Annotated in this window: 22 protein-coding genes; 13 read left to right on the top strand and 9 right to left on the bottom strand. The window is 67.2% G+C overall.

From position 1 onward, the window contains the following. Both AC1DNF_RS24485 and serA read right to left on the bottom strand, forming a co-directional pair. The gene (locus AC1DNF_RS24485; RefSeq protein WP_478151242.1) at positions 1-3,888 is read right to left on the bottom strand and encodes a DUF3683 domain-containing protein; all 3,888 of its coding nucleotides are present in this window, start codon (positions 3,886-3,888) and stop codon (positions 1-3) included. A gap of 306 nt (positions 3,889-4,194) precedes the next feature. Beyond that, on the bottom strand, positions 4,195-5,424 hold the full coding sequence (gene serA, locus AC1DNF_RS24490) for a phosphoglycerate dehydrogenase (RefSeq protein ID WP_478151243.1): 1,230 nt from the start codon (positions 5,422-5,424) through the stop codon (positions 4,195-4,197). Positions 5,425-5,584: 160 nt separating this feature from the next. Between serA and ugpB the strand changes: the two genes are divergently transcribed. The 6 genes from ugpB (at position 5,585) to AC1DNF_RS24520 (ending at position 13,208) form a co-directional block, all read left to right on the top strand. Beyond that, the gene (gene ugpB / locus AC1DNF_RS24495) at positions 5,585-6,898 is read left to right on the top strand and encodes a sn-glycerol-3-phosphate ABC transporter substrate-binding protein UgpB (RefSeq protein WP_478151244.1); all 1,314 of its coding nucleotides are present in this window, start codon (positions 5,585-5,587) and stop codon (positions 6,896-6,898) included. A gap of 87 nt (positions 6,899-6,985) precedes the next feature. Then, positions 6,986-7,867: a sn-glycerol-3-phosphate ABC transporter permease UgpA gene (gene ugpA / locus AC1DNF_RS24500; protein WP_478151245.1), complete on the top strand. Its 882-nt coding sequence runs from the start codon at positions 6,986-6,988 to the stop codon at positions 7,865-7,867. Positions 7,868-7,915: 48 nt separating this feature from the next. Continuing rightward, entirely contained in the window at positions 7,916-8,764 is an 849-nt protein-coding gene (ugpE, locus tag AC1DNF_RS24505; RefSeq protein ID WP_478151246.1) for a sn-glycerol-3-phosphate ABC transporter permease UgpE, read from the top strand. Between the two features lie 120 nt (positions 8,765-8,884). Continuing rightward, on the top strand, positions 8,885-9,895 hold the full coding sequence (gene ugpC, locus AC1DNF_RS24510) for a sn-glycerol-3-phosphate ABC transporter ATP-binding protein UgpC (RefSeq protein WP_478151247.1): 1,011 nt from the start codon (positions 8,885-8,887) through the stop codon (positions 9,893-9,895). A gap of 11 nt (positions 9,896-9,906) precedes the next feature. Further along, the gene (gene ugpQ / locus AC1DNF_RS24515) at positions 9,907-10,656 is read left to right on the top strand and encodes a glycerophosphodiester phosphodiesterase (RefSeq protein ID WP_478151248.1); all 750 of its coding nucleotides are present in this window, start codon (positions 9,907-9,909) and stop codon (positions 10,654-10,656) included. A 65-nt stretch (positions 10,657-10,721) separates the two neighbouring features. Next, positions 10,722-13,208, top strand: a complete 2,487-nt coding sequence (locus AC1DNF_RS24520; protein ID WP_478151249.1) for a DUF3772 domain-containing protein — start codon at positions 10,722-10,724, stop codon at positions 13,206-13,208. Here the strand turns inward: AC1DNF_RS24520 and AC1DNF_RS24525 are convergent. Next, positions 13,205-13,483, bottom strand: a complete 279-nt coding sequence (locus AC1DNF_RS24525; RefSeq protein ID WP_478151250.1) for a hypothetical protein — start codon at positions 13,481-13,483, stop codon at positions 13,205-13,207. The genes AC1DNF_RS24520 and AC1DNF_RS24525 overlap by 4 nt on opposite strands. Positions 13,484-13,568: 85 nt before the next feature. On the opposite strand from AC1DNF_RS24525, the gene hemA reads away from it, so the two are divergent. The 7 genes from hemA to paeA all read left to right on the top strand — a co-directional run bounded on the left by hemA (position 13,569) and on the right by paeA (position 20,186). Continuing rightward, a complete protein-coding gene (gene hemA / locus AC1DNF_RS24530; protein WP_478151251.1) occupies positions 13,569-14,840 on the top strand; it encodes a glutamyl-tRNA reductase in 1,272 nt (423 codons plus the stop codon). 95 nt (positions 14,841-14,935) lie between these two features. Next, positions 14,936-16,024, top strand: a complete 1,089-nt coding sequence (prfA, locus tag AC1DNF_RS24535; protein ID WP_478151252.1) for a peptide chain release factor 1 — start codon at positions 14,936-14,938, stop codon at positions 16,022-16,024. After that, positions 16,024-16,875 carry a peptide chain release factor N(5)-glutamine methyltransferase gene (gene prmC / locus AC1DNF_RS24540; protein WP_478151253.1) on the top strand — a complete coding sequence of 284 codons (852 nt, stop codon included), beginning with the start codon at positions 16,024-16,026 and terminating at the stop codon, positions 16,873-16,875. Before prfA ends, prmC begins: the two co-directional genes overlap by 1 nt. Before the next feature lie 32 nt (positions 16,876-16,907). Beyond that, positions 16,908-17,234: a Grx4 family monothiol glutaredoxin gene (gene grxD, locus AC1DNF_RS24545; protein ID WP_478151254.1), complete on the top strand. Its 327-nt coding sequence runs from the start codon at positions 16,908-16,910 to the stop codon at positions 17,232-17,234. A gap of 10 nt (positions 17,235-17,244) precedes the next feature. Further along, entirely contained in the window at positions 17,245-17,742 is a 498-nt protein-coding gene (locus AC1DNF_RS24550; RefSeq protein WP_478151255.1) for a cupin domain-containing protein, read from the top strand. A gap of 107 nt (positions 17,743-17,849) precedes the next feature. Further along, positions 17,850-18,845, top strand: a complete 996-nt coding sequence (locus AC1DNF_RS24555; protein WP_478151256.1) for an AAA family ATPase — start codon at positions 17,850-17,852, stop codon at positions 18,843-18,845. A 48-nt stretch (positions 18,846-18,893) separates the two neighbouring features. After that, on the top strand, positions 18,894-20,186 hold the full coding sequence (gene paeA / locus AC1DNF_RS24560; protein WP_478151257.1) for a polyamine export protein PaeA: 1,293 nt from the start codon (positions 18,894-18,896) through the stop codon (positions 20,184-20,186). A gap of 16 nt (positions 20,187-20,202) precedes the next feature. Here paeA and AC1DNF_RS24565 read toward each other — a convergent pair whose 3' ends face one another. The 6 genes from AC1DNF_RS24565 to AC1DNF_RS24590 are packed head-to-tail and all read right to left on the bottom strand — an operon-like array spanning position 20,203 to position 26,356. Beyond that, positions 20,203-21,255: an acyl-CoA dehydrogenase family protein gene (locus AC1DNF_RS24565; protein WP_478151258.1), complete on the bottom strand. Its 1,053-nt coding sequence runs from the start codon at positions 21,253-21,255 to the stop codon at positions 20,203-20,205. After that, on the bottom strand, positions 21,252-22,412 hold the full coding sequence (locus tag AC1DNF_RS24570) for an acyl-CoA dehydrogenase family protein (protein ID WP_478151259.1): 1,161 nt from the start codon (positions 22,410-22,412) through the stop codon (positions 21,252-21,254). The genes AC1DNF_RS24565 and AC1DNF_RS24570 overlap by 4 nt, the downstream gene beginning before the upstream one ends. Then, positions 22,412-23,956, bottom strand: coding sequence for a class I adenylate-forming enzyme family protein (locus AC1DNF_RS24575; protein WP_478151260.1), 1,545 nt, complete (start codon positions 23,954-23,956; stop codon positions 22,412-22,414). Before AC1DNF_RS24575 ends, AC1DNF_RS24570 begins: the two co-directional genes overlap by 1 nt. Before the next feature lie 7 nt (positions 23,957-23,963). After that, positions 23,964-24,386, bottom strand: a complete 423-nt coding sequence (locus AC1DNF_RS24580; RefSeq protein WP_478151261.1) for a Zn-ribbon domain-containing OB-fold protein — start codon at positions 24,384-24,386, stop codon at positions 23,964-23,966. Between the two features lie 5 nt (positions 24,387-24,391). Continuing rightward, entirely contained in the window at positions 24,392-25,558 is a 1,167-nt protein-coding gene (locus AC1DNF_RS24585; protein ID WP_478151262.1) for a thiolase family protein, read from the bottom strand. Positions 25,559-25,561: 3 nt separating this feature from the next. Beyond that, a complete protein-coding gene (locus AC1DNF_RS24590; RefSeq protein WP_478151263.1) occupies positions 25,562-26,356 on the bottom strand; it encodes an enoyl-CoA hydratase/isomerase family protein in 795 nt (264 codons plus the stop codon). Between the last annotated feature and the right edge of the window lie 17 nt (positions 26,357-26,373).

Raw genomic sequence — 26,373 nt, forward strand, 5'->3', positions numbered from 1 at the left:
TCACACCAGCACGCGTTCGATGCCGCCCTGATTGGCCGCGGCCACGTAGGCGGGCATCCAGTCCGCGCCGAGGATCCTGTTCGCCATCTCGACCACGATGTAGTCGGCTTCGAGCAGCCCGTTGTTCATGTCGTCGCCGTAGCGGCTCAGCCCCTGCAGGCAGCTCGGGCAGCTGGTAAGGATCTTGACGTTTTCCGTGGGCGCGAGCTTGCCGCCGTCGCGCAGTGCGGCCTCGCCCTTCCTGAGTTCCTCTTCCTTGCGAAAGCGGATCTGCGTCGAGATGTCCGGGCGGGTGACGCCCAGCGTGCCGGATTCGCCGCAGCACCGGTCATTCTTGAGCACGTTGTCGCCGACCAGCGCCTTGACGGTCTTCATCGGGTCCTGCAGCTTCATCGGCGAGTGGCAGGGGTCGTGGTAGAGGTAGCCGCCACCGCCGGCATCGCCCAGTGTGATGCCCTTCTCCAGCAGGTACTCGTGGATGTCGATGATTCGGCAGCCGGGGAAGATCTTGTCGAACTGGTAGCCCTGCAGCTGGTCGTAGCAGGTGCCACAGCTGACCACCACTGTCTTGATGTCGAGGTAGTTCAGCGTGTTGGCGACGCGGTGGAAGAGCACGCGGTTGTCGGTGATCATCTTCTCCGCCTTGTCGAACTGGCCGCTGCCGCGCTGCGGGTAGCCGCAGCAGAGGTAGCCGGGCGGCAGCACCGTCTGCACGCCGGCATGCCACAGCATCGCCTGGGTGGCGAGGCCCACTTGCGAGAACAGGCGCTCCGAGCCGCAGCCGGGGAAGTAGAACACCGCCTCGGTGTCCGAGGTGGTCGTCCTCGGGTCGCGGATGATCGGCACGTAGTCGGCATCCTCGATGTCGAGCAGCGCGCGCGCGGTCTTCTTGGGCAATCCACCGGGCATCTTCTTGTTGATGAAGTGGATCACCTGCTCCTTGACCGGCGCCGGCCCGAGCGTGGCCGGCGGTGCCGCGGTCTGCTTTCTTGCGAGCCCGCGCAGCAGGTCGTTGGCGAGGCGCTGGGCCTTGAAGCCGATGCCCACCATGCCGGCGCGCATCATCTTGATGGTGTTCGGATGGGTCGCGTTGAGGAAGAACATCGCCGCCGCATTGCCGGGGCGGAAGGACTTCTGCCCCATCTTGCGCAGCAGATTGCGCATGTTCATCGACACATCGCCGAAGTCGATGTTCACCGGGCATGGCGACAGGCATTTGTGGCAGACCGTGCAGTGGTCGGCCACGTCCTCGAATTCTTCCCAGTGCTTGATGCTGATGCCGCGCCGGGTCTGCTCCTCGTACAGGAAGGCCTCGACCAGCAGCGAAGTCGCGAGGATCTTGTTGCGCGGCGAATAGAGCAGGTTGGCCCGCGGCACGTGCGTTGCGCACACCGGCTTGCACTTGCCGCAGCGCAGGCAGTCCTTCACGCTGTCGGCGATGGCGCCGATGTCGCTCTGCTGCATGATGATCGACTCGTGCCCCATGAGGCCGAAGCTCGGCGTGTAGGCATTGGTCAGGTCGGCCTGCAGCGAGCGTCCGTCCTGCGCGGAATGCTCATGGCCGCGCAGCAGCTTGCCCTTGTTGAAGCGGCCCTCGGGGTCGACCCTCTTCTTGTAGTCGGTGAAGGGCTGCAACTCCGCGTCGGTCAGGAACTCGAGCTTGGTGATGCCGATGCCATGTTCGCCCGAGATCACGCCGTCCAGACCGCGCGCCAGCACCATGATGCGGGCGACCGCCGCATGCGCGGTCTGCAGCATGTCGTAGTTGTCGCTGTTGACGGGGATGTTGGTGTGGACATTGCCGTCGCCCGCATGCATGTGCAGCGCGATCCAGACCCGCCCCTTGAGGACCCGTTGATGGATCGCGGTGCACTCGGCCAGGATCGGCGCGAACTCGCCGCCGGTGAAGATCGCCTGCAGCGGCGCGCGGATCTGCGTCTTCCAGCTCGCGCGCAGGGTGTGGTCCTGCAATTGCGGGAACAGCGCGTCCACGTCGTCGAGCCAGCCCTGCCACAGCGCGCGCACCTCGCCCACCAGGGCGGCCGCCTGCGCGACGCGGTCTTCCAGCAGCTCGGCCGAGGGGATCTCGTTGGCGTCGTCGCTCTTGCCCAGGGGCAGGTTGCCGCGCGCGAAGAAGGTCGCGAGCTCGTCGGCCAGCGCGATCTTGTTCTGCAGCGACAACTCGATGTTGATGCGTTCGATGCCGTCGGTGTACTCGGCCATGCGCGGCAGCGGGATGACCACGTCCTCGTTGATCTTGAAGGCGTTGGTGTGCCGGCTGATCGCAGCCGTGCGCTTGCGGTCGAGCCAGAACTTCTTGCGCGCGTCGGGGCTGATGGCGACGAAGCCCTCGCCGCTGCGCGAGTTGGCGATGCGCACCACCTCGGAGGTCACGCGCGCCACGGCGTCGGCGTCGTCGCCGGCGATGTCGCCGAACAGCACCATCTTCGGCAGGCCGCCGTGCTTCTTGGACTTGGTGGCATAGCCGACGGCCTTGAGGTAGCGGTCGTCCAGGTGTTCCAGGCCCGCGAGCAGCACGCCGGAGCGCTTCTGCTCGGCGAACATGAAGTCCTTGATCTCGACGATGCTGGGCACCGCGTCCTTGGCGTTGCCGAAGAACTCGAGGCAGACGGTGCGCGTGTGCGCCGGCATGCGGTGCACGACCCAGCGCGCGCTGGTAATGAGGCCGTCGCAGCCTTCCTTCTGGATGCCGGGCAGGCCGGAGAGGAACTTGTCGGTCACGTCCTTGCCGAGGCCTTCCTTGCGGAAGGTCCTGCCCGGGATCTCCAGGCGTTCGTTGCGCAGCCTGGTCCGGCCGTCGGCGGCGAAGTATTGAAGCTCGAATACCGCGCTCTCGGCGTCGTGGATCTTGCCCAGGTTGTGGCCGATGCGGGTGACTTCGAGCCATTCGGCCTGCGGCGTGACCATGCGCCACGAGGCCAGGTTGTCGAGGGCGGTGCCCCAGAGCACGGCCTTCTTGCCGCCCGCGTTCATCGCGACGTTGCCGCCGATGCACGATGCTTCGGCGGAGGTGGGATCGACGGCGAAGACGAAGCCCGCGCGCTCGGCGGCGTCGGCCACGCGCTGGGTGACGACGCCGGCTTCGGTCCAGACGGTCGGCACGGGCGTGTCGAGCCCCGGCAGCGAGACCATCTCAACCTCGGTCATCGCCTCGAGCTTTTCGGTGTTGATGACGGCGCTGTTCCAGGTCAGCGGAATCGCGCCGCCGGTGTAGCCGGTGCCGCCGCCGCGCGGGATGATGGTCAGCCCGAGTTCGATGCAGCCCTTGACCAGCCCGGCCATCTCGGCCTCGGTGTCGGGCGTGAGCACGACGAAGGGATACTCGACGCGCCAGTCGGTGGCATCGGTCACGTGCGAGACGCGCGAGAGGCCGTCGAACTTGATGTTGTCCTTGGCCGTGAGCCGGCCCAGTGCGCGCGTGGTCTTGCGGCGCAGGGCGGCGACGTCGCGGAACATCGTGTCGAAGGCGAGCACGGCCTGCGCGACGAGGGCGGTCAGTTCGCCGACGAGGACGTCGCGCTGCCGGTCGCTGTCGGGCGTGCGGCGCTTCTGCACTTCGCCCAGGCGGTGGTTGAGGGCTTCGACCAGTTGGCCGCGCCGCCGAGGGTTGTCGAGCAGATCGTCGACAAGATAGGGATTGCGCTGCACGACCCAGATGTCGCCCAGCACCTCGTAGAGCATGCGCGCGGATCGGCCGGTGCGGCGTTCGGCGCGCAGCGTCTGCAGCAGCTCCCAGCCGCGTTCGCCCAGCAGGCGGATCACGATCTCTCGATCGGAGAAGCTGGTGTAGTTATAGGGAATCTCACGCAATCGCGCGGGCTCTGCGGCCTGCGACAACAACGCCGTCAACACGGTCGGGGCATTCATCGGGGATTGGGCCTCGGTAGGGCACTGCGCGCCCATGAACCAGGGGGGTGGATTTTAAGTCAGCACCGAGGGTCGTGTCGGCCATGGGCGCGTTGGGCGGCACGGCTGGCGTTGGGTACGGGGCATTTGGGCACGGGGCATTCGGGTACGGGGGCGCGGCGGGGGGCGGTGTGCCCTTGGCCGGACGCCTCGTTGTTGCGCGGCGGTTGATCCGTTGGAGGCGCCCTCGATGCTTGCACGCCCCTGAGCCCGCATCGCATGCCGGGCGGCTTCCATGGGGCAACGCGCGGCTCCAGGCGAAGCAAACTAGAACAGCACGCGACTGCGAATGGTCCCATGCACCTTCGCCAGCTTCTCCAGCGCCACATCGGACGAGGCCGCATCGATGTCCGTCACCACGTACCCCACCTTCTCGTTCGTCTGCAGGAATTGCGAGGCGATGTTGATGTGGTTGTCTGAAAAGATCCTGTTGATCTCGGACAGCACCCCCGGCACGTTGCGATGGATGTGCAGGATGCGGTGTTTGCCCGCATGCGCCGGCAGCGCGACCTCGGGGAAATTGACCGACGAGGTCGACGTTCCGTTGTCGCTGTACTTCACCAGCTTCTCGGCCACTTCGAGCCCGATGTTGGCCTGCGCCTCCATGGTCGAGCCGCCGATGTGCGGCGTGAGGATCACGTTGTCCAGCCCGCGCAGCGGCGACTGGAACTCGTCCTTGTTGCTGCGGGGTTCGACCGGAAACACATCGATCGCCGCACCGAGCAGCTTCTTCTGCTTCAAGGCCTCGGCCAGCGCCTCGATCACGACCACCGTTCCGCGCGAGGCGTTGATCAGGATCGCGCCGGGCTTCATGGCGGCGATCTCGGCGGCGCCGATCATCCATTGCGTGGCCTGCGTCTCGGGCACGTGCAGGGTCACGATGTCGCTTTGCGCCAGCAGCTCGGGCAGCAGCTTGACCTGGCGCGCATTGCCCAGCGGCAGCTTGGTGACCACGTCGAAGAAGGCCACTTGCATGCCCAGCGCCTCGGCCAGCACCGAAAGCTGCGCGCCAATGGAGCCATAGCCCACGATACCCAGCGTCTTGCCCCGGATCTCGAAGGCGCTCTCGGCCGACTTGAGCCAGCCGCCGCGGTGCGCGACCGCGCTCTTCTCGGGCACGCCGCGCAGCAGCAGAATGGCCTCGGCCAGCACCAGCTCGGCGACCGAGCGGGTATTGGAATAAGGCGCATTGAAGACGGCCACGCCGTGCTCGCGCGCCGCATCCAGGTCGACCTGGTTGGTACCGATGCAGAAACACCCCACCGCCACCAGCTTGTGCGCTACCGCGAACACCTCGGCCGTGAGCTGCGTGCGCGAGCGGATGCCCAGGAAGTGCACATCGGCGATGCGCGCCTTGAGCTCTTCGTCGCTCAGCGCACCGGACACCGACTCGATGTTGGTGTAGCCCGCGGCCTTCAATACTTCGAGCGCCGAAGGGTGGATGCCCTCGAGCAGGAGGAACTTGATCTTGCTTTTATCGAGGGAGGTCTTGCTCATAGGCCCGCATTGTGCAGCGCAACAGACAGCCCTGCAGCGCGGAGCCCAAAAAGGGTTTCCCCGCTTGGTACAGTGGCGGCCCTCGCGAAAATATGTGACGCTGCCGTGTCATATAGACCGCCTAGCATCCGCGCTTTTGTTTTCCCCCTCAGGAGTCTTCATGCGATTCAAGACCTTCGCCCTGGCTGCGGCCTCGGCACTGGCCGCCACTTTGACCATGCCGGTCCAGGCCCAAACCGAAATCCAATGGTGGCACTCGATGGATGGCGGCCTGAACGACTGGGTCAACGATCTGGCCAAGAACTTCAACGCGAGCCAGAAAGAGTACAAGGTCGTCCCCACGTACAAGGGCGAATACGACCAGTCGCTGGCCGCAGGCATCGCCGCCTTTCGCGCCGGCAACGCGCCCGACATCCTGCAGGTCTTCGAGGTCGGCACGGCCACGATGATGTACTCCAAGGGCGTGGTCAAGCCCGTGGCAGAGCTGATGAAGGAAGCCAATGTGCCCTTCGATCCGAAGGCCTACATCCCCGCGGTCGCGGGCTACTACACGGCACCGAACGGCCAGATGATGTCCTTCCCGTTCAACAGCTCGACGACCGTCTTCTATTACAACAAGGATGCGTTCAAGGCCGCGGGCCTGGACCCCGAGAAGGCGCCCGTCACCTGGCCCGACGTCGTCTCCTTCGCCGCCAAGCTCAAGGCTTCGGGCAACGCCTGCCCCTTCACCACTTCGTGGATGACCTGGGCGCAGCTGGAGAGCTTCTCGACCTGGCACAACGTCTCCTACGCCAGCAAGAACAACGGTTTCGACGGCCTGGACGCCCGGCTGGAATTCAACTCGCCGCTGCACGTGCGCCACTTCGAGAACCTGGCCAACATGTCCAAGCAGGGCCTGTTCGTCTACAAGGGCCGTTCCAGCAAGGCCACCTCGTCCTTCACCTCCGGTGAATGCGCGATGTTCATCGGCTCGTCGGGCAGCTACGCGTCGATCAAGAAGGACGCCAAGTTCCAGTTCGCGGAATCCACCCTGCCCTACTACCCGGACGTGCCCGGCGCGCCGCAGAACACCATCGTCGGCGGCGCCAGTCTGTGGGTGATGACGGGCAAGAACGCCGACCACTACAAGGGCGTGGCCAAGTTCTTCCAGTACCTGTCGGATCCCAAGGTCCAGTCCGAGAGCCACATGCGCACGGGCTACCTGCCCATCACGACCGCGGCCTACGAGTTGACGCAGAAGTCGGGCTTCTACCAGGAAAATCCTGGCACGGACGTCGCGGTGAACCAGATGATCCGCAAGACCACCGTCAAGTCGCGCGGCGTGCGCCTGGGCAACTTCCCGCAGATCCGCGCCATCCTCGACGAGGAGACGGAACAGATCTGGAGCGGCAAGAAGACGGCCAAGGAAGCCCTCGACAGCGGCGTGAAGCGCGGCAACGAATTGCTGGCGAAGTTCCAGGCCGCGAACAAGTAAGCTGTCAGCCCGACTGACCGATCAACGCGGATTTTTCGCCCCGCGGCGCCTGGCGCCGCGGGGCGTCTGCGCAACTCGAATCCCGCAATGGAAAAACGCGTCCTCTTCCGCTCGTCCTGGCTGCCCTGGGTCCTGATCGGCCCTCAGCTCATCATCGTCGGCGTCTTCTTCTTCTGGCCCGCCATCCAGGCGCTGATCCAGTCGGTGCAACAGCAGGACGCCTTCGGCTCCTCCATCACCTGGGTCGGCCTGGACAATTTCCGCACCCTGTTCGCGGACGAGACCTATATGGCCTCGTTCAAGACCACGCTGATCTTCTCCGTGCTGGTGGCGGCATTCGGCCTGGGCATCTCGCTGCTGCTGGCCATCTTCGCCGATCGGGTGATCGGCGGCGCCACCTTCTACAAGACCATCCTGATCCTGCCCTATGCGGTGGCGCCGGTGGTCACGGGTGTGCTGTTCACCTTCATGTTCTCCTCCTCGCTCGGGGTGATCGCCTACTGGCTGCGCCGGATGGGGATCGACTGGAACTACCTGCTCAATTCCAACGATGCGATGGCGCTCGTGGTGATGGCCGCCATCTGGAAGCAGATTTCCTACAACTTCCTCTTCTTCCTCGCGGGCCTGCAGTCGATTCCCAAGTCCCTGATCGAGGCGGCCGCAATCGACGGCGCGCGCCCGCTGCGCCGCTTCTGGACCATCCAGCTGCCGCTGCTGTCGCCCACCACCTTCTTCCTGTTCGTGATCAACATGGTGTATGCCTTCTTCGACACCTTCGCGATCATCGATGCCATCACCCAGGGCGGGCCGGGCAAGGACACCTCCACGCTGGTCTACCGCGTCTACTTCGACGGCTTCCGGGGCATGGACTTCGGCAGCGCGGCCGCGCAGTCCGTGGTGCTGATGGCGATCGTCATCTCGCTGACCATCGTGCAGTTCCGCTACGTCGAGAAGAAGGTCCACTACTGATGCAAGTCCTTCACGTGCAAACCCTTCTCGCGCAACGGGAGCTGCCGCGTGGTTGAACGTCGCCCACTCCTCAACCTGCTGGCGCACGCCGTGATGATCATCGGCGTGCTCCTGATCGCCTTCCCGATCTACCTCGCCTTCGTGGCCTCCACCCACACGGCGCAGGAAATCATCCAGGTGCCGATGCCGCTGCGGCCGGGCAGCAACTTCTGGGCGAGCTACCAGGCGGCGCTGACCGGCGGCGGCCGCACCAGCGGCGGCGGCTCGGTGTCGCGAATGATCTGGGTCAGCTTCGTCGTGACCTTCATCATCACCTTCGGCAAGATCTTCATCTCGCTGCTGTCGGCTTTCGCGATCGTGTATTTCAGGTTCCCGTTTCGCAACCTGTGCTTCTGGCTCATCTTCGTCACCCTGATGCTGCCGGTGGAGGTGCGCATCGGGCCGACCTACCAGGTCGTCGCCAGCCTCGGGATGATCAACACCTATGCCGGTCTCTCCATTCCGCTGATCGCCTCGGCCACGGCCACCTTCCTGTTCCGCCAGTTCTTCATGACGGTGCCCGATGAACTCGTCGAGGCGGCGCGCGTGGACGGCGCGGGGCCGATGCGCTTCTTCTTCGACATCCTGCTGCCGCTGTCGACCACCAGCATCGCGGCGCTGTTCGTGATCCAGTTCATCTACGGCTGGAACCAGTACCTCTGGCCCCTCATCGCCGCGACCAGCGAGGACATGTACCCCATCGTCGTCGGCCTCAAGCAGATGATCGGCAACGGCGAAGCGGCGGTCGACTGGAACGTGGTCATGGCGACGGCGATCATGGCCATGCTGCCTCCGGCCTTGGTCGTGGTGCTGATGCAGAAGTGGTTCGTCAAGGGCCTTGTCGACACCGAAAAATGAAGCATCCCCGAGGCTTGCCCACTTCGCGGGGCTGTCCGCCCCCTTCCGGGGGCAACACCGGCGAACCGGCCTGGCCGGTTGCGCGATGTTCCCGGACTCGATCCTCCTTTTGAGAAATCCATGGCTGCAATCTCTCTACGCAACGTCATCAAGCGCTACGGCAAGGGGCCGAAGGCGAACCAGGTCATTCACGGCGTCAGCGCCGAGGTCAACACCGGCGAATTCGTCGTCATCGTCGGGCCTTCGGGCTGCGGCAAGTCGACCTTGCTGCGCATGGTGGCCGGACTCGAGGAAATCAGCGCCGGTGAAATCCTCATCCGCGACCGCCTGGTCAACAACCTCGAGCCCTCCGAGCGGGACATCGCGATGGTGTTCCAGAACTACGCGCTCTACCCGCACATGACGGTGTTCGCCAACATGGCCTACGGCCTGAAGATCGCCAAGGTGCCCGTGGCCGAGATCAAGACGCGGGTCGACAAGGCCGCCAAGATCCTGGAGCTCGGCCACCTGCTCGAACGCAAGCCGCGCGAGCTCTCCGGCGGCCAGCGCCAGCGCGTGGCCATGGGCCGCGCGATCGTGCGGGAACCGCAGGTATTTCTGTTCGACGAGCCGCTGTCGAATCTCGACGCCAAGCTGCGCGCGCAAACCCGCATCGAGATCCAGAAGCTGCACCGCGAACTCGGCATCACCTCGCTGTTCGTCACGCACGACCAGGTCGAGGCGATGACGCTCGCGCAGCGCATCATCGTGATGAACGCCGGCGTGATGGACCAGTTCGCGCCACCGGAAGAGGTCTACTCGCGTCCGGCGACCACCTTTGTCGCGAGCTTCATCGGCTCGCCGCCCATGAACCTGCTCCGGCATGCGCCGGGCGTGCGGCCAGGGACCATCCTCGGCATCCGCCCCGAGCACCTGGTGCTCGACGCGAATGGCTGGTCGGTGCAGGTCGAGCACGTCGAACTGCTGGGTGCCGAGCGGCTGATCTACGGCCGCATCGGCGATGAGCAGCTGATCATGCGGGTCGACGAGGGCCTGACGCCACCGACCGCCGGGGACACCGTCAAGATCGCGGCGCGCCAGGACAAGCTGCATTGGTTCGACGCCGGCTCGGGCAAGCGCACCGAGCACTGAGGAGGCAAGCCATGGCATTCGCATCCGATTGGCCCTATCCCCGCTGGATCGCCCATCGCGGAGCAGGCAAGCTCGCGCCCGAGAACACCCTTGCGGCCTTCCGGCTGGGCGCCGAGTACGGCTATCGCATGTTCGAGTGCGACGCCAAGCTCAGTGCAGACGGCGTGCCCTTCCTGCTGCACGACAGCACACTGGAGCGCACCAGCAACGGCCGCGGCATCGCGGGCGATCGCCCATGGACGGATCTGGCCCGGCTCGATGCTGGCGGCTGGCATTCGCGCCGCTACGCGGGCGAACCCATCCCCACGCTCGAAGGGCTCGCCCGCTTCTGCATCGCCAACGGTTATTCGCTCAACATTGAGATCAAGCCCACACCGGGCGTCGAGCGCAAGACCGGCGAAGACGTGGCGCAACTCGCGGCGCGCCTGTGGGCCGATGCGTCCCTGCCGCCCCCCTTGCTGACCTCCTTCGCGCCTGAATCGCTCGAAGGCGCGCAGGCGGCAAGGCCCGAGCTGCCGCGCGGCCTGCTGCTCGACACGCTATGGGGCGGCTGGCTCGACACCGCGCGCCGGCTCGGATGCGTTGCGATCGTCTGCAACCATGCGCTGTGGGACGCCATGACCGTGGCGCAGGTGCACGGCGCGGGACTGCGCGCGTTGAGCTACACGGTCAACGACGAATGGGCGGTGCAGCGCCTGATCGATCTCGGCACCGACGGCATCATCACGGACCGCGTCGACAGGTTCAGTCCGGCCGCCTGATTCGCGCGGCGGGCGTGTCGGAGACATCCCGCGCGAGCCGGCCCGGCGGCCTTCTATGATGGGCCATGCGCCGGACCCTTCGACTCGCGGCCCTGTTGCTGGCCGCTGCACTCTGCGTTACCGCCTTCTCCGATACCCCACCCGCTCCCGCACCGGAGCCCACGGTGGCGGAGCTGCGGGCCAAGCTCGACAAGATTCCCGCCACCGTCGAAAGCAATGCGGACGTGCGCGACTTGCTCGCGCAGATCAATGCCATCGGCGCCGCGACAGACAAGTTCATCGCCTCGCGAACCAGTCAACTCAACGACCTCAATGCGCGCCTGGGCGAATTGGGCAACGCCCCGGCCGGCGGCGCCACCGCGGAATCCGCGGCCATTACACGGCAGCGGGCCGCGTTGACCAAGGAGCGCAATGCGCTCGACGCCGACATCCGGCTGGCGCGCCTGGTCACGGTCGACGCGCAGCAACGCGGCAACGATCTCCTCGACAAGCGCCGCGCACTGTTCGAAGCCCAATTGACCGAGCGCTCCCCCTCGCCGCTGGGGGCGGAGTTCTGGAGCGACATCCGCGAAGCCTGGCCTGACGACGCGGAGCGCCTGCGGGCGCTGGGGTCCGAACTGGAGCAGGGCGTGGCGACGGCCCGGCAACCGGAACATGTCGCGCCGGTGCTCATCAGCCTCATCGTGGCGCTTCTGCTCGCCTCGCTGGGCAACTGGGCTGCCGAGGGCGCCCTGGCGCGACTCGCCGCGCGGGTATTGCCGCCCGGGCGGCTGCGCCGCTCCTTGCTGGTGATCGCCATCGTGGCGACCAACGTGCTGCTGGTCGCGCTTGCGGCGCGGGGTCTGTTCGGAACCCTGGACGCCAACGAGGTCTGGGGGGCACAGAGCCGCAAGCTGGCGCAGGCGCTGGTGCAGTACAGCATCTTCATCGCCTTCGTGGTCGGTCTTGGCCGCGCGCTGCTGTCCAACAGGCGCCCCTCGTGGCGCTTGCCGCCGATCTCCGGCGCGATGGCCGAGCGCCTGGCGCCGTTCCCGTGGCTGACCGCTTTGGTGGCGACGGTGGTCTGGGCGCCCGCACAGGTGAACACCGTCGTGGAGGCCAGTTTCGCGGCGGTGGTCGCCGCTCATGTGGCCACCGCGCTGGCGCTGACGGCGCTGATCGGCGCGATGCTGTTGCGGCTGCGCGCGCCTCGCGCCAGCAAAAGCACCGACACCGCGCCCGCGGCGGCCGAGGTCGGGACCGCGGGGGACAAGAAGGAGGCTTCCACGGAGGCCCCGGGCACGGCTGGCCCGCAAGCGGTCGAACGGCCGCTCTGGGTCGGGCTGCTGGCGGGCGCGGTCGCGCTGCTGCTGGTCGTGATCTTGGTGCTGGTCGCCATCGGTTACCTCGCGATGGCCAGCTTCCTCGCCAGCCAGCTCACCTGGACGGGCATCGTTGCGGCGGCCTTCTACCTGCTGTTCAAGTTCGCCGACGACCTCTTCATGGCCGTGCTGTCCTCGCGCAGCAGCTTCGGCCAGCGGCTGCAGCAGAGCTTCGGCCTGGCGTCGAGCACACTGGACCAGGCGGCCGTGGTGCTCTCCGGCCTCACCCGCGTCGCCCTCTTCTTCTACATGCTGATCGCGCTGGCCACGCCCCTGGGAACGAGCCCGGGCGAAGTGTTCCAGCGCAGCGGCAAGTTGGGCACCGGATTGAAGATCGGCGAATTCGCGCTCGTGCCGGGGGCGATCTTCACCGCGGTTGCGGTCTTTGCGCTGGGCTTCGTCATCCTGCGTGTTCTCAAGCGCTGGCTGGAGATGCGCTACCTGCCGCAGACCTCGCTCGAGCCGGGCATGCAGAGCTCGCTGACGACGCTGCTCGGCTACGTTGGCGGCGTGCTGGTGGTCGCGATTGCGCTGTCGGCACTGGGCATCGGCATCGAGCGCATCGCGTGGGTGGCGAGCGCGCTGTCGGTGGGCATCGGCTTCGGGCTGCAGGCGATCGTGCAGAACTTCATCTCCGGCCTCATCCTGCTGGCGGAGCGGCCGGTCAAGGTCGGCGACTGGGTGGTGCTGGGCACGGCCGAGGGCGACGTGCGGCGCATCAACGTGCGTGCCACCGAAATCCAGCTGGGCGACCGCTCGACGCTGATCGTGCCCAATTCGGAGTTCATCACGAAGACCGTGCGCAACATGACGCTCTCCAACGCCGAGGGCCGCGTGCTGATCCGCCTGCCGATGCCGCTCACCACCGACGCGAAACGCGTGCGCGACCTGATGCTGACGGCCTGCACCGCTCACCCCAGCGTGCTGCCCGTGCCGGCGCCCTCGGTGACCCTGGACGGCATCGAGAACGCATTCCTGATCTTCCAGGCGATCGCCTACGTGTCCAGCCCGCGCCTGGCCGCCGGCGTCCGCAGCGATCTGCTTTTCACCATGCTGGAAGAGCTGCAGGCGGCGGATCTGCCGCTCGCCGCTTACGCGCCGGCGCCGATGCCCGGGCCGCTTTCACCGTCGACGACGACGCCCGCGGCGACCGAATCCAGCCTCGGCCCGGTCGTGCCGCGGCCAGCCTAGCGCCGCCAGCCGCCCGCCATCAGCCATTGGCTGGTGCCGCAGGCGAAGGCCAGCGCGGCATAGGTGGCCATCTTTCCGTCATGCCCGAAGATGAGCAGCCCGGCCATCAAGACCGCCACGCCGACTATGGAATTGATAGCAGCCTGGGCCCACCACGTCGGCGTCCTGGGGCTTCGACGCATCATGAGGCCGCCCAGCGCAGCGCACACGACACCCACCGCGAGTGCGGGCACGATGAAGTTGAGCAGGTGGTTGAAGAGAGCCAGGGGAGCCATGGAAAAAGGTCGCAATCGATGGGATAGAGACGGCTATCACCTTTGGCCGGACCCATTTCAGTTGCTGATTTTATAATCGCCCGTTATGTCAGTCTGGGCTCTTGGCTTGAACCACACGACCGCGCCGCTCGATCTGCGCGGTCGTTTTGCGTTCGCCATCGACCAGATCGCCCCGACACTGCACAGTCTGCAGCACTCCTTCGGCTCCAACCGGCACCCCGATGTCGAGGTCGCGATCATCTCGACCTGCAACCGCACCGAGATCTATTGCGCCGCCGATCAGCTCGCACTGGACCATACGGTCGAGTGGCTGGCCGGAAGCGGCGGCGTCGCCCCGGCGCTGCTGCGTTCGCATGCCTACACCCTGCACGATGACCAGGCCGCGCGCCACGCCTTTCGGGTGGCCAGCGGGCTCGATTCCATGGTGCTCGGTGAAGCCCAGATCCTCGGCCAGATGAAGGACGCCGTGCGCGCCGCCGAAACGGCGGGCGCACTGGGCAGCACGCTCAACCAGTTGTTCCAGCGCTCCTTTGCCGTCGCCAAGGAAGTGCGCACCGCCACCGAGATCGGCGCCCACTCCATCAGCATGGCCGCCGCCGCCGTCCGGCTCGCGGCACAGCTGTTCGAGGATCTCAAGGAGACGCGTGTGCTCTTCGTCGGCGCGGGCGAGATGATCGACCTCGCCGTCACCCACTTCGCGGCCAGGCAGCCGAAGTCGATCGTCATCGCCAACCGAACGCTCGAACGCGGCGAGAAGCTGGCCTCGCGCTTCGGCGGCGAGGCCATGCGGCTGGCCGAACTGCCGGGCCGCCTGGCCGAGTTCGACATCGTCGTGAGTTGCACGGCCAGCACCCTGCCGCTGATCGGCCTGGGCGCCGTCGAGCGCGCATTGAAGCTGCGCAAGCACCGCCCGATGTTCATGGTCGACCTCGCGGTGCCGCGCGACATCGAGCCGGAAGTCAAGGCGCTCGAAGACATCTATCTCTACACGGTCGACGACCTCGCCCAGGTTGTGCAGCAGGGGCATGCCAGCCGCCAGGCGGCCGTGGCGCAGGCCGAGGTCATCATCGACGCCGGCGTGCAGAGCTTCATGCACTGGCTGGACCAGCGCGGCACCGTGCCGCTGATCCGGCAGCTCAACGCGCAGACCGACGAATGGCGCGCCGCCGAACTCGCGCGCGCGCGCAAGATGCTCGCGAAAGGCGAGCCGGTGGAAGCGGTGCTGGAAGCCCTCTCGCGCGGGCTCACGCAGAAGATGCTGCACGGCGCCATGGCCGAACTGCACGCGGGCGATGCCAGCGCGCGCGCGCACACGGCACAGACCATCTCGCGGCTGTTCCTGCGCAAGGAACGTTAGCGACGCCCGTCGCAGCGGCTGCGTTTCGTCGCGGTCCACGTCCTTCGCCGTTCCTCCGCGCGGCCGAGACCCTCCTGTTTTACCTCCGCTCCCCCGTGAAACCCTTCCTGCGTCACCAACTCGAGCGCTACGCGCAACGCCTCGGCGAACTCGACTTCCTGCTTTCGAGGGAGGACATCATGTCGGACATGGCGCAATACCGCACGATCTCGCGCGAGCATGCCGAGATCACGCAGATCGCCGGCCGCTACACGCGCTATCTCCAGCGCGAGGCCGACCTGGCAGGTGCGCGCGAGATGCTGGACGAGCCCGAGATGGCCGAGATGGCGCGGGAGGAAATCGCCAGCGCCGAAGCGGAGCTGATTCAGCTCGAGGACGAACTGCAACGCCTGCTGCTTCCCAAGGACCCGGACGACAAGCGCAATGCATTTCTCGAAATTCGCGCCGGCACGGGAGGCGACGAATCCGCCCTGTTCGCCGGCGACCTGTTGCGCATGTACACCCGCTATGCCGAGCGCGCCGGCTGGCGCTGCGAATTCGTGAGCGAAAGCACGAGCGAACTCGGCGGCTACAAGGAAGTGGTGGTGCGCATCGTGGGCGACGAGGTCTTCGGCAAGCTGCGTTTTGAATCCGGGGGCCACCGCGTGCAGCGCGTACCCACCACCGAAACCCAGGGACGCATCCACACCAGCGCCTGCACGGTCGCGGTGCTGGCCGAGCCCGACGAGGCACAGGCCGTGCAGATCAACCCCGCCGACCTGCGCATCGACACCTACCGCGCGAGCGGCGCCGGCGGCCAGCACATCAACAAGACCGACTCGGCGGTCCGCATCACACACATTCCCACGGGCATCGTCGCCGAATGCCAGGACGACCGCAGCCAGCACCGGAACAAGGCCAAGGCCCTGCAGGTGCTGTCGGCGCGCATCCAGGAAAAGGACCGCAGCGAGCGCGCGGCCAAGGACGCCGCGCTGCGCAAGGGCCTGGTCGGCAGCGGCGACCGCAGCGACCGCATCCGCACCTACAACTTTCCGCAGGGCCGCCTCACGGATCACCGCATCAACCTGACCCTCTACAAGCTGCAGGCGATCATGGAAGGTGACCTGGGCGACGTGCTGGCCGCCTTGCAGTCCGCCCACGAGGCCGAGCAATTGGCCGAGCTGGAATCCAGCCTGCCCGCGTGATGCCGCAGGACGCCCCGACGCCTTCGACCGCGGCCCGGATGCTGGCCGCCGCCGCCGCGCTCGGCGTCGACAGGCTCGATGCCCAATTGCTGCTGCTGCACGCGCTGGCCCGCCCGGCCAGCGAGCGCGCGTGGTTGCTGGCGCACGATACCGACATCCTTCCCGACCGGACATGGCCCGCCTTCTCGGCGTCCTGCCGGCGTCGGCTGGCGGGCGAGCCGGTGGCCTACCTGGTCGGCGAGAAGGAATTCCGCGGGTTGCGCCTGCATGTCGATGCGCGCGTTCTCGTTCCCCGGCCGGACACTGAGACGCTGGTCGACTGGGCGCTGGAATGCCTGGACAACCGCGCGGCGCCCGTGGTGCTCGACCTCGGCACCGGCAGCGGCGCGATCGCGCTGGCCCTCCAGCATGCGCGCCCGGACGCCCGGGTCACGGCCGTCGACGCCAGCGCCGATGCCCTGCTCGTCGCGCGCGAGAACGCCGCGAGGCTGGGCCTGCCCGTGCGTTTTGCCCACGCTGACTGGCTGGACGGCGCGGCCGTCGGCCATGACCTGATCGTCTCGAACCCGCCCTACGTGGCCATCGGCGACGCCCATCTGGCCGCCCTCCGCCACGAGCCCCTGGGCGCGCTCGTCGCCGGTGCCGACGGTCTGGACGACATCCGCCGCATCGTGCAGGCCGCGCCCGGCCACCTCAAGGACGGCGGCTGGCTGCTGCTGGAACACGGCTACGACCAGAGCGAGGCCGTCCGGGGCCTGCTCGCCGCGCGAGGCTTCGCCGACGTCCAAAGCCGCAACGATCTGGCCGGCATCGCACGCTGCTCCGGCGGAAACTGGCGCACGGTGAAATAATCCGCCCAAAGTTCCATTTCAAGGAGTCCCCCATGTCCGACGCCCAGCAACGCATCGACGACCTCGTCAAGAGCAACGACCTCGTGCTCTTCATGAAGGGCAACGCCAGCTTTCCCATGTGCGGCTTCTCGGGCCGCGCCATCCAGATCCTCAAGGCCGTGGGCGTCGACACGCGCACGCTCAAGACCGTCAACGTGCTCGACGACGGCGAGATCCGCCAGGGCATCAAGGAATACAGCAACTGGCCGACCATCCCGCAGCTCTACGTGAAGGGCGAATTCGTCGGCGGCTCCGACATCCTTATGGAGATGTACGAGTCGGGCGAGCTGCAGCACATGCTCAACGGCAGCCCGGCCTGATCCCACGGCCATGAGCCACGATCACGCGCACCCGCACGGCGACGATGCCGCCGCCTGGAAGCACGACGGCGTGCGCGTGATCCCCGCCGGGCAGCTCGACACCCAAACGGCCCAGACGCCGGGCATGAACCGGGCTGCGGCCATCAACTTCGCCCGCGTGGGCGCCCAGAAGCTCTGGGCCGGCACCGTGACCATCCACGCCAATGCCAAGACCGGCGCCCATCATCACGGCCATCTCGAATCGGTGATCTATGTCGTGCGGGGCCACGCCCGCATGCGCTGGGGCGAACGCCTGGAGTTCACGGCCGAAGCCGGCCCCGGCGACTTCATCTATGTGCCGCCCTACGTCCCGCACCAGGAAATCAACGCCAGCCCGACCGAGACGCTCGAATGCGTGCTGTGCCGCAGCGACGGCCAGGCCGTGGCCATCAATCTGGATATCGAACCGGTCGAGAAGCCCGAGTCGGTGCTGTGGGTCGACCCCACCCATCCGCACGGCGGAGTGTGACGTCCTCGCGACAGATCGGCAAAACAGCGAAAACCGCGCAAAGCTGGACAGCAAGGACTTCGGGCACGGCTTATGCTGTATCCAGGTGTTCGAAGTTGGAGGTTTCCATGGATTCCCGCAGTCTCGTTCCAGCGACCCCGTCATTCCAGTTGCCGGTCGCCAATTTGCGCAGCGTCTTCCAGACGCAGGACGTCGAGCGGAAGCTTGCCAAGCTCCCGGACCGCGATCATGAACACCTGCGAACCACCTACGTGCGCATGCTCGAGCGCGGACCCGACCGCTTCCAGGTCAAGCCCAGCGGTGTCCCCGAGATGGCCGCGCTCTACGCCCAGCTCCCCAATTTCACCGAGGTGCTCGACGACGTGCGCCGCCATGTCGCGCTGGCACAGGACAGCCGCGACGGCCTCGAGGTCACGCCGATGCTGCTGCTCGGCGCACCCGGCATCGGCAAGACCCACTTCGCGAAGAAACTGGCCGAGCTGCTGGGCACCGGCATGTCTTTGGTGCCGATGAGTTCGATGACCGCGGGCTGGCTACTCTCGGGTTCGTCCTCGCAATGGAAGGGATCGAAGCCGGGCAAGGTCTTCGAGGCGCTGGTGGACGGCCAGTACGCCAACCCGGTGATGGTGGTCGACGAGATCGACAAGGCCGGCTCGGATGCGCAGTACGACCCGCTCGGCGCGCTCTACAGGCTGTTGGAGCATGACACCGCGCATGCCTTCGTCGACGAGTTCGCCGACGTGCCGATCGACGCCAGCCAGGTGATCTGGATCACGACGGCCAACGATGCGCGCGGCATTCCCGAGCCCATTCTCAACCGCATGAATGTGTTCGAGATCGAGTCGCCATCGCCCGAGGCCGCGCGACAGATCGCCTACCAGCTCTACACCTCCATCCGCAGCGAGCACGACTGGGGGCGCCTGCTGGCCGAGGAGCCGTCCAATGACGTGCTCGACCATCTCGCCACGCTCGCGCCGCGCGAGATGCGCCGCGCGCTGATGACCGGCTTCGGCAATGCGCGGCTGGCCGGCCGCGACGAAGTCCGCATCGACGACCTGCCGCGCCCCCATGCGGGCCGAAGCCGCATCGGGTTCGTGCAGTAGAGGACACGCGACGGGTCATGGCACCATGGGGGTCTTCTTTGACCGCCCATGACCCTGACCCAAAGCCTGCTCGTCATCGTCGTTCTCATCGCGACGAGCGCCTTCTTCTCCCTGGCCGAAATTTCGCTCGCGGCTTCGCGCCGACTGCGCCTGCGGCAGATGGCCGACGATGGCGACCCGCGCGCCGAGCGCGTGATGCGCATCCAGGAGCAGCCGGGTCACTACTTCACCGTGGTTCAGATCGGCCTCAATGCCGTCGCGATCCTCGGTGGTGTCGTCGGCGAGGGCTCGCTCAGCCCTTATTTCTCCGGCCTGTTCGAGATCTGGCTGAGTGTCGAGGCCGCGAAGACCGCCGCCTTTCTTGCCTCCTTCGTCACCATCATCGCGGTGTTCCTGGTCTTCGCCGACCTGTTCCCCAAGCGCCTGGGCATGAGCAATCCGGAGTTGCTCGCGGTGCGCATGGTGGGGCCGATGCAGGTGCTGATCACCACTTTCAAGCCGCTGGTGTGGCTGTTCTCCGTCAGCACCGACCTCCTGTTCAAGCTGTTGCGCATGCCGATGCAGCGCGACGACAAGATCACCTCGGCCGACATCCTTGCCATGACCGAGGCCGGGGCGCGCGCCGGCGTGCTCGCGGTGCGCGAGCAGCAGGTGATCGCCAACGTTTTCGAGCTCGACACGCGCCTGGTCAGCAGCGTGATGACCTCGCGCGACCGCATCGCCTGGTTCCTGCGCGACGACCCCGAGTCGGTGCTGCGCGCGCGCATCGTCGCCGAGCCCTTCTCGGCCTACCCCGTGTGCGACGGCGACATCGACCATGTGCTGGGCTACGTCGATGCGAAGGACATGTTTCAGCGCGTGCTGAGCGGACAGCCGCTTTCCTTCGACCACGGCCTGCCGCTGCACAAGGCGCTGGTGGTCTTCGACCGGCTCTCGCTCACCGAGGTGCTGGAGCAGTTCCAGCAGGCGCACGAGGACTTCGCGATCATCGTCAACGAGTACAGCCTGGTCGTCGGGGTGATCACGCTCAACGACGTCATGAGCACGGTCATGGGCGACCTGGTCGGCGCGCAGGACGAAGAGCAGCAGATCGTCAAGCGCGACGAGAACTCCTGGCTGATCGACGGCGTGACGCCGATCCAGGACGTGCAGCGCGCGCTGGACATCGACGCGCTGCCGCATGCCGAGGAATACGAGACGCTCTCGGGCTTCCTGATGGTGATGCTGCGCCGCGTGCCCAGGCGCACCGATTCGGTGAGTTGGGGCGGCTACACCTTCGAGGTGATGGACGTGGACAACAACCGGGTGGACCAGGTGCTGGCGAGCCGGCCGGCGGCTTGACGGCTGGCCTGCGCGATCAATCCTGGCTCGCCCTCGACTGCAGCGCCGCAAGCGCATCCGGCCCGTGGCGGGCGCCCACCGTCATCGCGCGGCGCAGGCAGAGGCCCGCGTCATGCTCATCGGCAAAGCCGATCGCACCATGGAACTGGACCACTTCCTTCGTCAGGCGAAGCACCGCCGCGGCGGCGCGGTGGACGGCGGCGGCAGCCGCCCAGGCCTCGCGCTCACCGCCGAAGGCGCGCGCCGCCTCGTGCACCAGCGCGCGCGTGGCGGTCGCGTCCACGTGGCAAGTAGTGGCGCGGTGCTGCAGGGCCTGGAAGCTGCCGATGGGCACGCCGAATTGGCGACGCAGACGCAGGTAGTCGAGGGCCAGCCGCAACGCCGCGTCCATCAGGCCGCAGAGGTAGGCCGCATCGCCGAGCCACAGCAGGTGGGTGCCACGCTGCCAGGCCGCGCAACCCGCGGCGCCGGACAGCACGCGAGGCGCGTCGCTCCACGCGGCGCGCTCGATGACGACGTCGACCAGCCGGCTGCCATCCACCGCCGCACGGCCGGCGCGCGTGATGCCGGGACGCTCGAAGTCCACCAGGCGTGCATCGAAGCGTTCGCCATCGCCGATCGCGGCAACCAGCTGACGCGCCGCATCGCCGTCGGGCACCAGCCGCGCCGAGACCACTCCGCCCGGCGCCGCCGCGGCCATCGCCATCGCGACGTGACGCTCGCCCACCATCAGCGCGCGCAATGCTTCCTCAGCCGCCGTGACGCCCTGCCCCGCGGCAAGCAGCCCAGCCACGGCCATGGCCATCGTCAGCGGCGGCGTCATCAACGCACGGCCGGCTTCTTCCGCGACCACGCAGACCGCCGAGGCGCCGAGCGCCAGTCCGCCGGCCGCCTCGGGGACCGCGATCCCCAGCCAGCCGAGTCCGGCAATGTCCTTCCACGATGCGACCTCCCACACGGGAGCGCCCTCGTGCACCCGGCGCGCGCGCGCGGCGCCGCCGTGCGCGGCCGCGAAATCCGCGGCGCTCTCGCCGATCATGCGCAATTGCGCTGCCTGCTCGATGCTCATGCCTTGCTCCCCGCGACGGGCAAGCCAAGCACGCGCGTCGCGATGATGTTGCGCTGCACCTCGCTGCTGCCGCCGTAGATGCCGAGCCGCCGGGCCTGCAGAAACATCTCGGTGTAGTCCAGCATGTCTTCGCCTTGCCGGGTGGCATCGCGCAATGCGGCCTCCCTGCCGGCGACGCGCCCGACCAGGTCGAGCAGCAAGTGCACGGTGTCGGTGGCCAGCAGCTTGAGGTAGGAGCTGTCTGCCGCGACGCCCTGCTGCGCCGCCTCGGCCGCCTCCAGATAGGCGGCAACCAGTGTCTCGACTTCGACCTCCGCCAACGCCACGGCTTCCCGCACGCTCGCGCCGACGCTGCCCTCGGGTGCCGCGCGAAGCATCATCCGCAGGCGCTCCAGGGCACGCAGGGCCTGCGCCGGAGAACCGATGCGCAGCCGCTCTTCGCCGAGCACGGCGGTGGCGACCTGCCAGCCCTCGTCGATCTCGCCGACGACGTTCCCGATCGGCACCACCACATCGTCGAAGAAGACCTCGGCGAACTCCTCGTCGCCGGCGATGGTGCGGATGGGGCGGCGCCGGATGCCGGGCGTCGCCATGTCGATCAGCACGAAGCTGATGCCGTGCTGCGGCTTGCCCGCGCTCGAAGTGCGTACCAGCGCGAACATCCAATCGGCGTGATGGCCCCAGGTGGTCCAGATCTTGTGGCCATTGACGACCAGCGCGTCACCGCGCCGCTCGGCACGGGTGCGCAGGCTGGCGAGGTCGGAACCGGAGCCCGGCTCCGAATAGCCCTGGCACCAGATCGCGTCGCCCGAGAGGATCGGCGGCAGGTGGCGCCGCTGCTGCGCCGCGGTACCCCGCGCGATCAGCAGAGGGCCGATGTGGTTGAGGCCCTGCGTGGGAAAGTCGGGCGTGCCGGCGCGCGCCATCTCCTCCATGAGGATCACCTGATGCACGGGGCTGGCATCCATGCCGCCGTGTTCGCGCGGCCAGTGCGGCGCGATCCAGCCGCGCGCGGACAAGGCCCTGTACCACGGCATGCCCTGCGCGGGCGGCGGCCGGAAGGTCTTGTGGCGCAGCGCGTCGGGCACGTTGGCGGCCAACCAGGCTCGCACCTCGGCACGGAAGGCCGCGTCGGCCGCCGATTCGGGTCTCAGCATCACGAAACCGGCAGGGCCAGTCGCGCCAGCGCCATCTCGCGCAACTCGGCCTTCAGCACCTTGCCCACGCCATTGCGCGGCAGCGCGTCGACGAAGAACACGTGCTTGGGCTTCTTGTAGCTGGCGATGCGCGAGCGGGTGTGTTCCTGGATCGACTCGGCGCTCGGCCGGCGGCCGGGACGCGCCTCGATGAAGGCGGCCACGGCCTCGCCGAATATCTCGTCCGGCACGCCCACGACGGCGGCGTCGGCCACGCCCTCGTGCTCAACCAGCACCTGCTCGACTTCCTTCGTGTAGATGTTGAAGCCGCCGCTGAGCACCATGTCCTTCTTGCGGTCGACGATGTAGAGGTAGCCGTCGGTGTCGAAGCGCCCCATGTCCCCGGTATGCACCCAGCCGTCGATGATGGTCGCCGCGGTGGCCTTGGGGCGGTCGAAGTAGCCCTTCATGGTGGTGAAGCGGCCGGCCTCGCCCGAGCGCACCAGGATCTCGCCGACGTCGTCGACCGAGACCTGCTGGCCCTTGTCATCGACGAGCTTGACCTGCACGCCCGGCGTCACGCGCCCCACGGAAGCGGGATGCGTGAACTGCTCCTCGTGGTCGAGCACGGTCACCGAGCCGACCTCGGTCATCGCGAAGAAGGAATGCAGCCGCGCCTGCGGCAGGTGCTCGATCATCCGGCGCTTGAGTTCGACCGGGAAGGCCTCGCCGGTGACGATGATGTGGCGCAGGCTCGCGCAGCGCGCGGCATGGTGTTCGAGCACCGGCATCAACATGCGCGCCACGGTGGGCACCATGCCGAGGGCGCTGACCTGCTCGCGCTCGATGGTGTCGACCGCGGCCATGGCGTCGAAGCGCTCCATCACGACCAGCTTGGAGCCCAGGCACATGGCGTTCATGAGCCGCGCCAGGCCGGTGCGGTGGGCCAGCGGCGTGGTCACCAGGAAGACGTCGTTGGCGGTGACGCCCCACTCCACCGCATTGACGAAGGCGTTGCCGATGACGAAGTTCGCATGGGTGAGCACCGCGCCCTTGGGCTTGCCGGTGGTGCCGGAGGTGTAGAGGATCATGGCGTCGTCCGGGGACAACGCCACCTCCGGCAAGCACTCGTCCGAGCGCGTGAGCAATGCCGCGAAGGATTCGGCGCCGGCCACCTCGCCGCCCACGGCCACGCGCCGGATGCCCTTGAGCTCCGAAGAAAGCTCGTCGATCGCCGCGGCGCTCTCGGCATGAAACACCAGCAGGCGCGCCCGGCTGTCCCGCGCGAAGTAGAGCAGTTCGCGCGGCGTATTGCGCGTGTTGACCGGGATGACAATCGCGCCGACCGAGAAGGCCGCATACATCAGCTGCACGAACTCGACGCAGTTGGGCAGGTACACGACGATGCGGTCGCCCTGCGCCACGCCCGCGCGCCGCAAGCCGGCGCCCAGCGAACGCGAGCTCGACATCAGGTCGCCATAGCTCAGCACCCGGTCGCCGACGACCACGGCCGGCTTGGCCGGTGTGCGCAGCGCATGCGCCGCCATGAAGTGTTCGAGACGCATGAGGCTCCTAGGCGAGTTCGAAGGCCGGGTAGGGATGCTCGGGCGCCAGTGTGTCGACGGCGAACTTCACGCGCCGGCCGATCGCCATGTCGCCGGGCGCGCAGCGCAGCAGGTTGGCGATGATGCGCACGCCCTCGTCAAGCTCGACCGTGACCACGCACAGCGGGATGCGCCCTTCCACGCCCGGGCCCGCGATGCGCACCACGGTACAGGCGTAGATCGTGCCGTTGCCGGAGACCTCGCGCCACTCCAGCGTACGGCGGCCGGTGAAGCCGCTGACGGGCTTCGGATAGTGCTGGAAGCGCCTGGCCTCGGTGCAATACTGCAGCAAGAGCTTGCCTTCGGCGAGGCCGTCCCAGAAGGGGCGGGTATCGACGTAGACGCCTTGGCGCGGAATGGGACGCGCCGGGAGAGTGGGGGTTTCGCTCATTGTGTTCATGCCTCCAGAACCATGGCCGAACTGGTTCCCCAGTTGCGGCCGTACGGGATGACGCCGATGCCGGTCACCAGCGCGTTGCGGGGATCCTTCACCTGGCGGCTGCCGCCTTCGCCAAACATCTGGCGCACCGCCTCGGCCAGGTTGAGCCCGCCGCTGGCGAGCCCGGGCTGGCCGGCCGAGATCTGGCCGCCGCCGGTGTTGAGCGGCAGCTCGCCGTCGAAGGAGAGATCGGTGCGCAGCGTATAGGCCGAGCCTTCGCCGCGCTCGCAGAAGCCGAAGGCCTCGAACTGCATCATCACCGCGATGGTGAAGTCATCGTAGGGCTGGAACATGCGCACGTCCTTGGGCGCGAGCCCAGCCTTGCGCAGCACTTCCGGCCCAATCCTGGTGAAGCCCGACTGGGTGATATCGGCCAGCGGGTCGGTGCCGTTGAAGTTGGTGACCTCGCCATAGGCGACCGGGTACACCATCTTCTCCAGCCCCAGGCGCCGGGCGTTCTCTTCCGTGGTGACGATGAAGGCGTTGGCGCCGTCGCAGAACATCACGCTGTCGAGCACGCGCAGCGGGTCGCAGATGACGCGGGACTTCAGGTACTCGTCCATCGTGAGTTCCTTCTGGAACTTCTTGTAGCCGTTCGGGTTGTGCAGGGCATGGTCGCGCTGCGTGATCGCGATCTTGCCGAGGGCCTCGGGGTCGAGCCCGTACTGGTGGATGTAGCGGCTCATCAGCAGGCCGAAGGTGGCCGGCGGGCCCTGCACGCCAGGCGGGTCCTGGAACTCGCCGCGGTAGGCGCCGTAGTTGGAGCGCCAGTCGGTGCTCGGCGCGTCGGAAGACATGACGACGGCGAGCTTGCACATGCCGTCGCGAATGGCCGACATGGCGCGCGCCACGCCGCCGGTGGCCGAGCAGCCGCCGATGCCGCCGTAGTTGAGCCAGGTCGGCGTGATGCCCAGCGCCTCGGTCATGTAGACCGCGAAGAAAGGGTTCTGCGCTTCTGACAGCGCGGTGGTCACCGACAGGCCGTCGATCTCGTTCTTGTCCAGCCCGGTGCTGGCCAGCAGTTGGTCGAGCGCCTCGCCGGCCAGGTCGTAGGCGCTGCGGCCGGTCTTGAAGTCGATCTTCGTCTCGGCATAGCCGGCGATCACCATGTCTCTGTTCTTCATCTCTTACTCTCCTCGGAAGCCAGGGGTGCGCTTGTCGCGGAAGGCGCTAAGCCCTTCCTGGCGGTCTCTCGTGAAATACAGCATGAAGGACACGTCGCCCTCCGCCGCCATTCCTTCCGCGAGCGGAAGGTCCATGCCGCGGTCGATGGCCGCCTTGGTGAACATCACCGACAGCGGCGCGTTGCCGCTGATGGTGCGGGCCAGCTCGCGTGCCTTCTCGATGGCCTGGCCTGCCTCGGTCACGTGGTTGACGAGGCGGTACTCGCGCGCCTCGGCGGCGGTGATGCGCCGGCCGGTCCACATGAGCTCCTTGGCCAGCGCCGGGCCGATGAGGCGCGGCAAGGTCTGCGTGCCGCCGCCGCCCGGCATGAGGCCGAGGCGGATCTCGGGCAGGCCGAACCTGGCGTTGGCGCCGGCCACGATCATGTCGCCGACCAGCGCCAGTTCCAGCCCGCCGCCGAGCGCGAAGCCTTCGATGGCGCTGATGATCGGCTTGGTGTAGCCGGGCAAGGCGCGGAACAGCTCGTTGACCTTGCGCGACCGCTTGCGCTTGCGATAGAAATCGAAGTACTCGTTGTCGCCGATGGTGAATTCGCTGGTGTCGATGCCGGTGCAGAAGGCCTTGTCGCTGCCCCGCAGGATGACGGCAGCGATCTCCCGTCGCGATTCCGCCTCGCCCAGCGCTTCGAGGAGTTCCTCGGCGGTGGTCTCGCGCAGCGAGTTCATTTTCTCGGGGCGGTGGATGGTGACTTCCAGCCAGCCCTCCACCTGCTCGACGATGATGTCCTGGTAGCTCATCTGAAGATCCGCTTTCT

The sequence above is a fragment of the Variovorax sp. 01T432 genome, assembly GCF_056398605.1.

What these genes read in the sequence shown, in the direction of transcription:
- AC1DNF_RS24550 (WP_478151255.1), top strand. Translation starts at nt 17,245, where the DNA reads ATGAGCCACGATCACGCGCACCCGCACGGCGACGATGCCGCCGCCTGG.
- AC1DNF_RS24525 (WP_478151250.1), bottom strand. Translation starts at nt 13,483, where the DNA reads ATGGCTCCCCTGGCTCTCTTCAACCACCTGCTCAACTTCATCGTGCCC.
- AC1DNF_RS24585 (WP_478151262.1), bottom strand. Translation starts at nt 25,558, where the DNA reads ATGAAGAACAGAGACATGGTGATCGCCGGCTATGCCGAGACGAAGATC.
- grxD (WP_478151254.1), top strand. Translation starts at nt 16,908, where the DNA reads ATGTCCGACGCCCAGCAACGCATCGACGACCTCGTCAAGAGCAACGAC.
- hemA (WP_478151251.1), top strand. Translation starts at nt 13,569, where the DNA reads ATGTCAGTCTGGGCTCTTGGCTTGAACCACACGACCGCGCCGCTCGAT.
- prmC (WP_478151253.1), top strand. Translation starts at nt 16,024, where the DNA reads ATGCCGCAGGACGCCCCGACGCCTTCGACCGCGGCCCGGATGCTGGCC.
- AC1DNF_RS24575 (WP_478151260.1), bottom strand. Translation starts at nt 23,956, where the DNA reads ATGCGTCTCGAACACTTCATGGCGGCGCATGCGCTGCGCACACCGGCC.
- AC1DNF_RS24485 (WP_478151242.1), bottom strand. Translation starts at nt 3,888, where the DNA reads ATGAATGCCCCGACCGTGTTGACGGCGTTGTTGTCGCAGGCCGCAGAG.
- AC1DNF_RS24570 (WP_478151259.1), bottom strand. Translation starts at nt 22,412, where the DNA reads ATGCTGAGACCCGAATCGGCGGCCGACGCGGCCTTCCGTGCCGAGGTG.
- AC1DNF_RS24520 (WP_478151249.1), top strand. Translation starts at nt 10,722, where the DNA reads ATGCGCCGGACCCTTCGACTCGCGGCCCTGTTGCTGGCCGCTGCACTC.
- AC1DNF_RS24590 (WP_478151263.1), bottom strand. Translation starts at nt 26,356, where the DNA reads ATGAGCTACCAGGACATCATCGTCGAGCAGGTGGAGGGCTGGCTGGAA.
- serA (WP_478151243.1), bottom strand. Translation starts at nt 5,424, where the DNA reads ATGAGCAAGACCTCCCTCGATAAAAGCAAGATCAAGTTCCTCCTGCTC.
- paeA (WP_478151257.1), top strand. Translation starts at nt 18,894, where the DNA reads ATGACCCTGACCCAAAGCCTGCTCGTCATCGTCGTTCTCATCGCGACG.
- AC1DNF_RS24565 (WP_478151258.1), bottom strand. Translation starts at nt 21,255, where the DNA reads ATGAGCATCGAGCAGGCAGCGCAATTGCGCATGATCGGCGAGAGCGCC.
- AC1DNF_RS24555 (WP_478151256.1), top strand. Translation starts at nt 17,850, where the DNA reads ATGGATTCCCGCAGTCTCGTTCCAGCGACCCCGTCATTCCAGTTGCCG.
- AC1DNF_RS24580 (WP_478151261.1), bottom strand. Translation starts at nt 24,386, where the DNA reads ATGAGCGAAACCCCCACTCTCCCGGCGCGTCCCATTCCGCGCCAAGGC.
- ugpA (WP_478151245.1), top strand. Translation starts at nt 6,986, where the DNA reads ATGGAAAAACGCGTCCTCTTCCGCTCGTCCTGGCTGCCCTGGGTCCTG.
- ugpB (WP_478151244.1), top strand. Translation starts at nt 5,585, where the DNA reads ATGCGATTCAAGACCTTCGCCCTGGCTGCGGCCTCGGCACTGGCCGCC.
- ugpQ (WP_478151248.1), top strand. Translation starts at nt 9,907, where the DNA reads ATGGCATTCGCATCCGATTGGCCCTATCCCCGCTGGATCGCCCATCGC.
- ugpC (WP_478151247.1), top strand. Translation starts at nt 8,885, where the DNA reads ATGGCTGCAATCTCTCTACGCAACGTCATCAAGCGCTACGGCAAGGGG.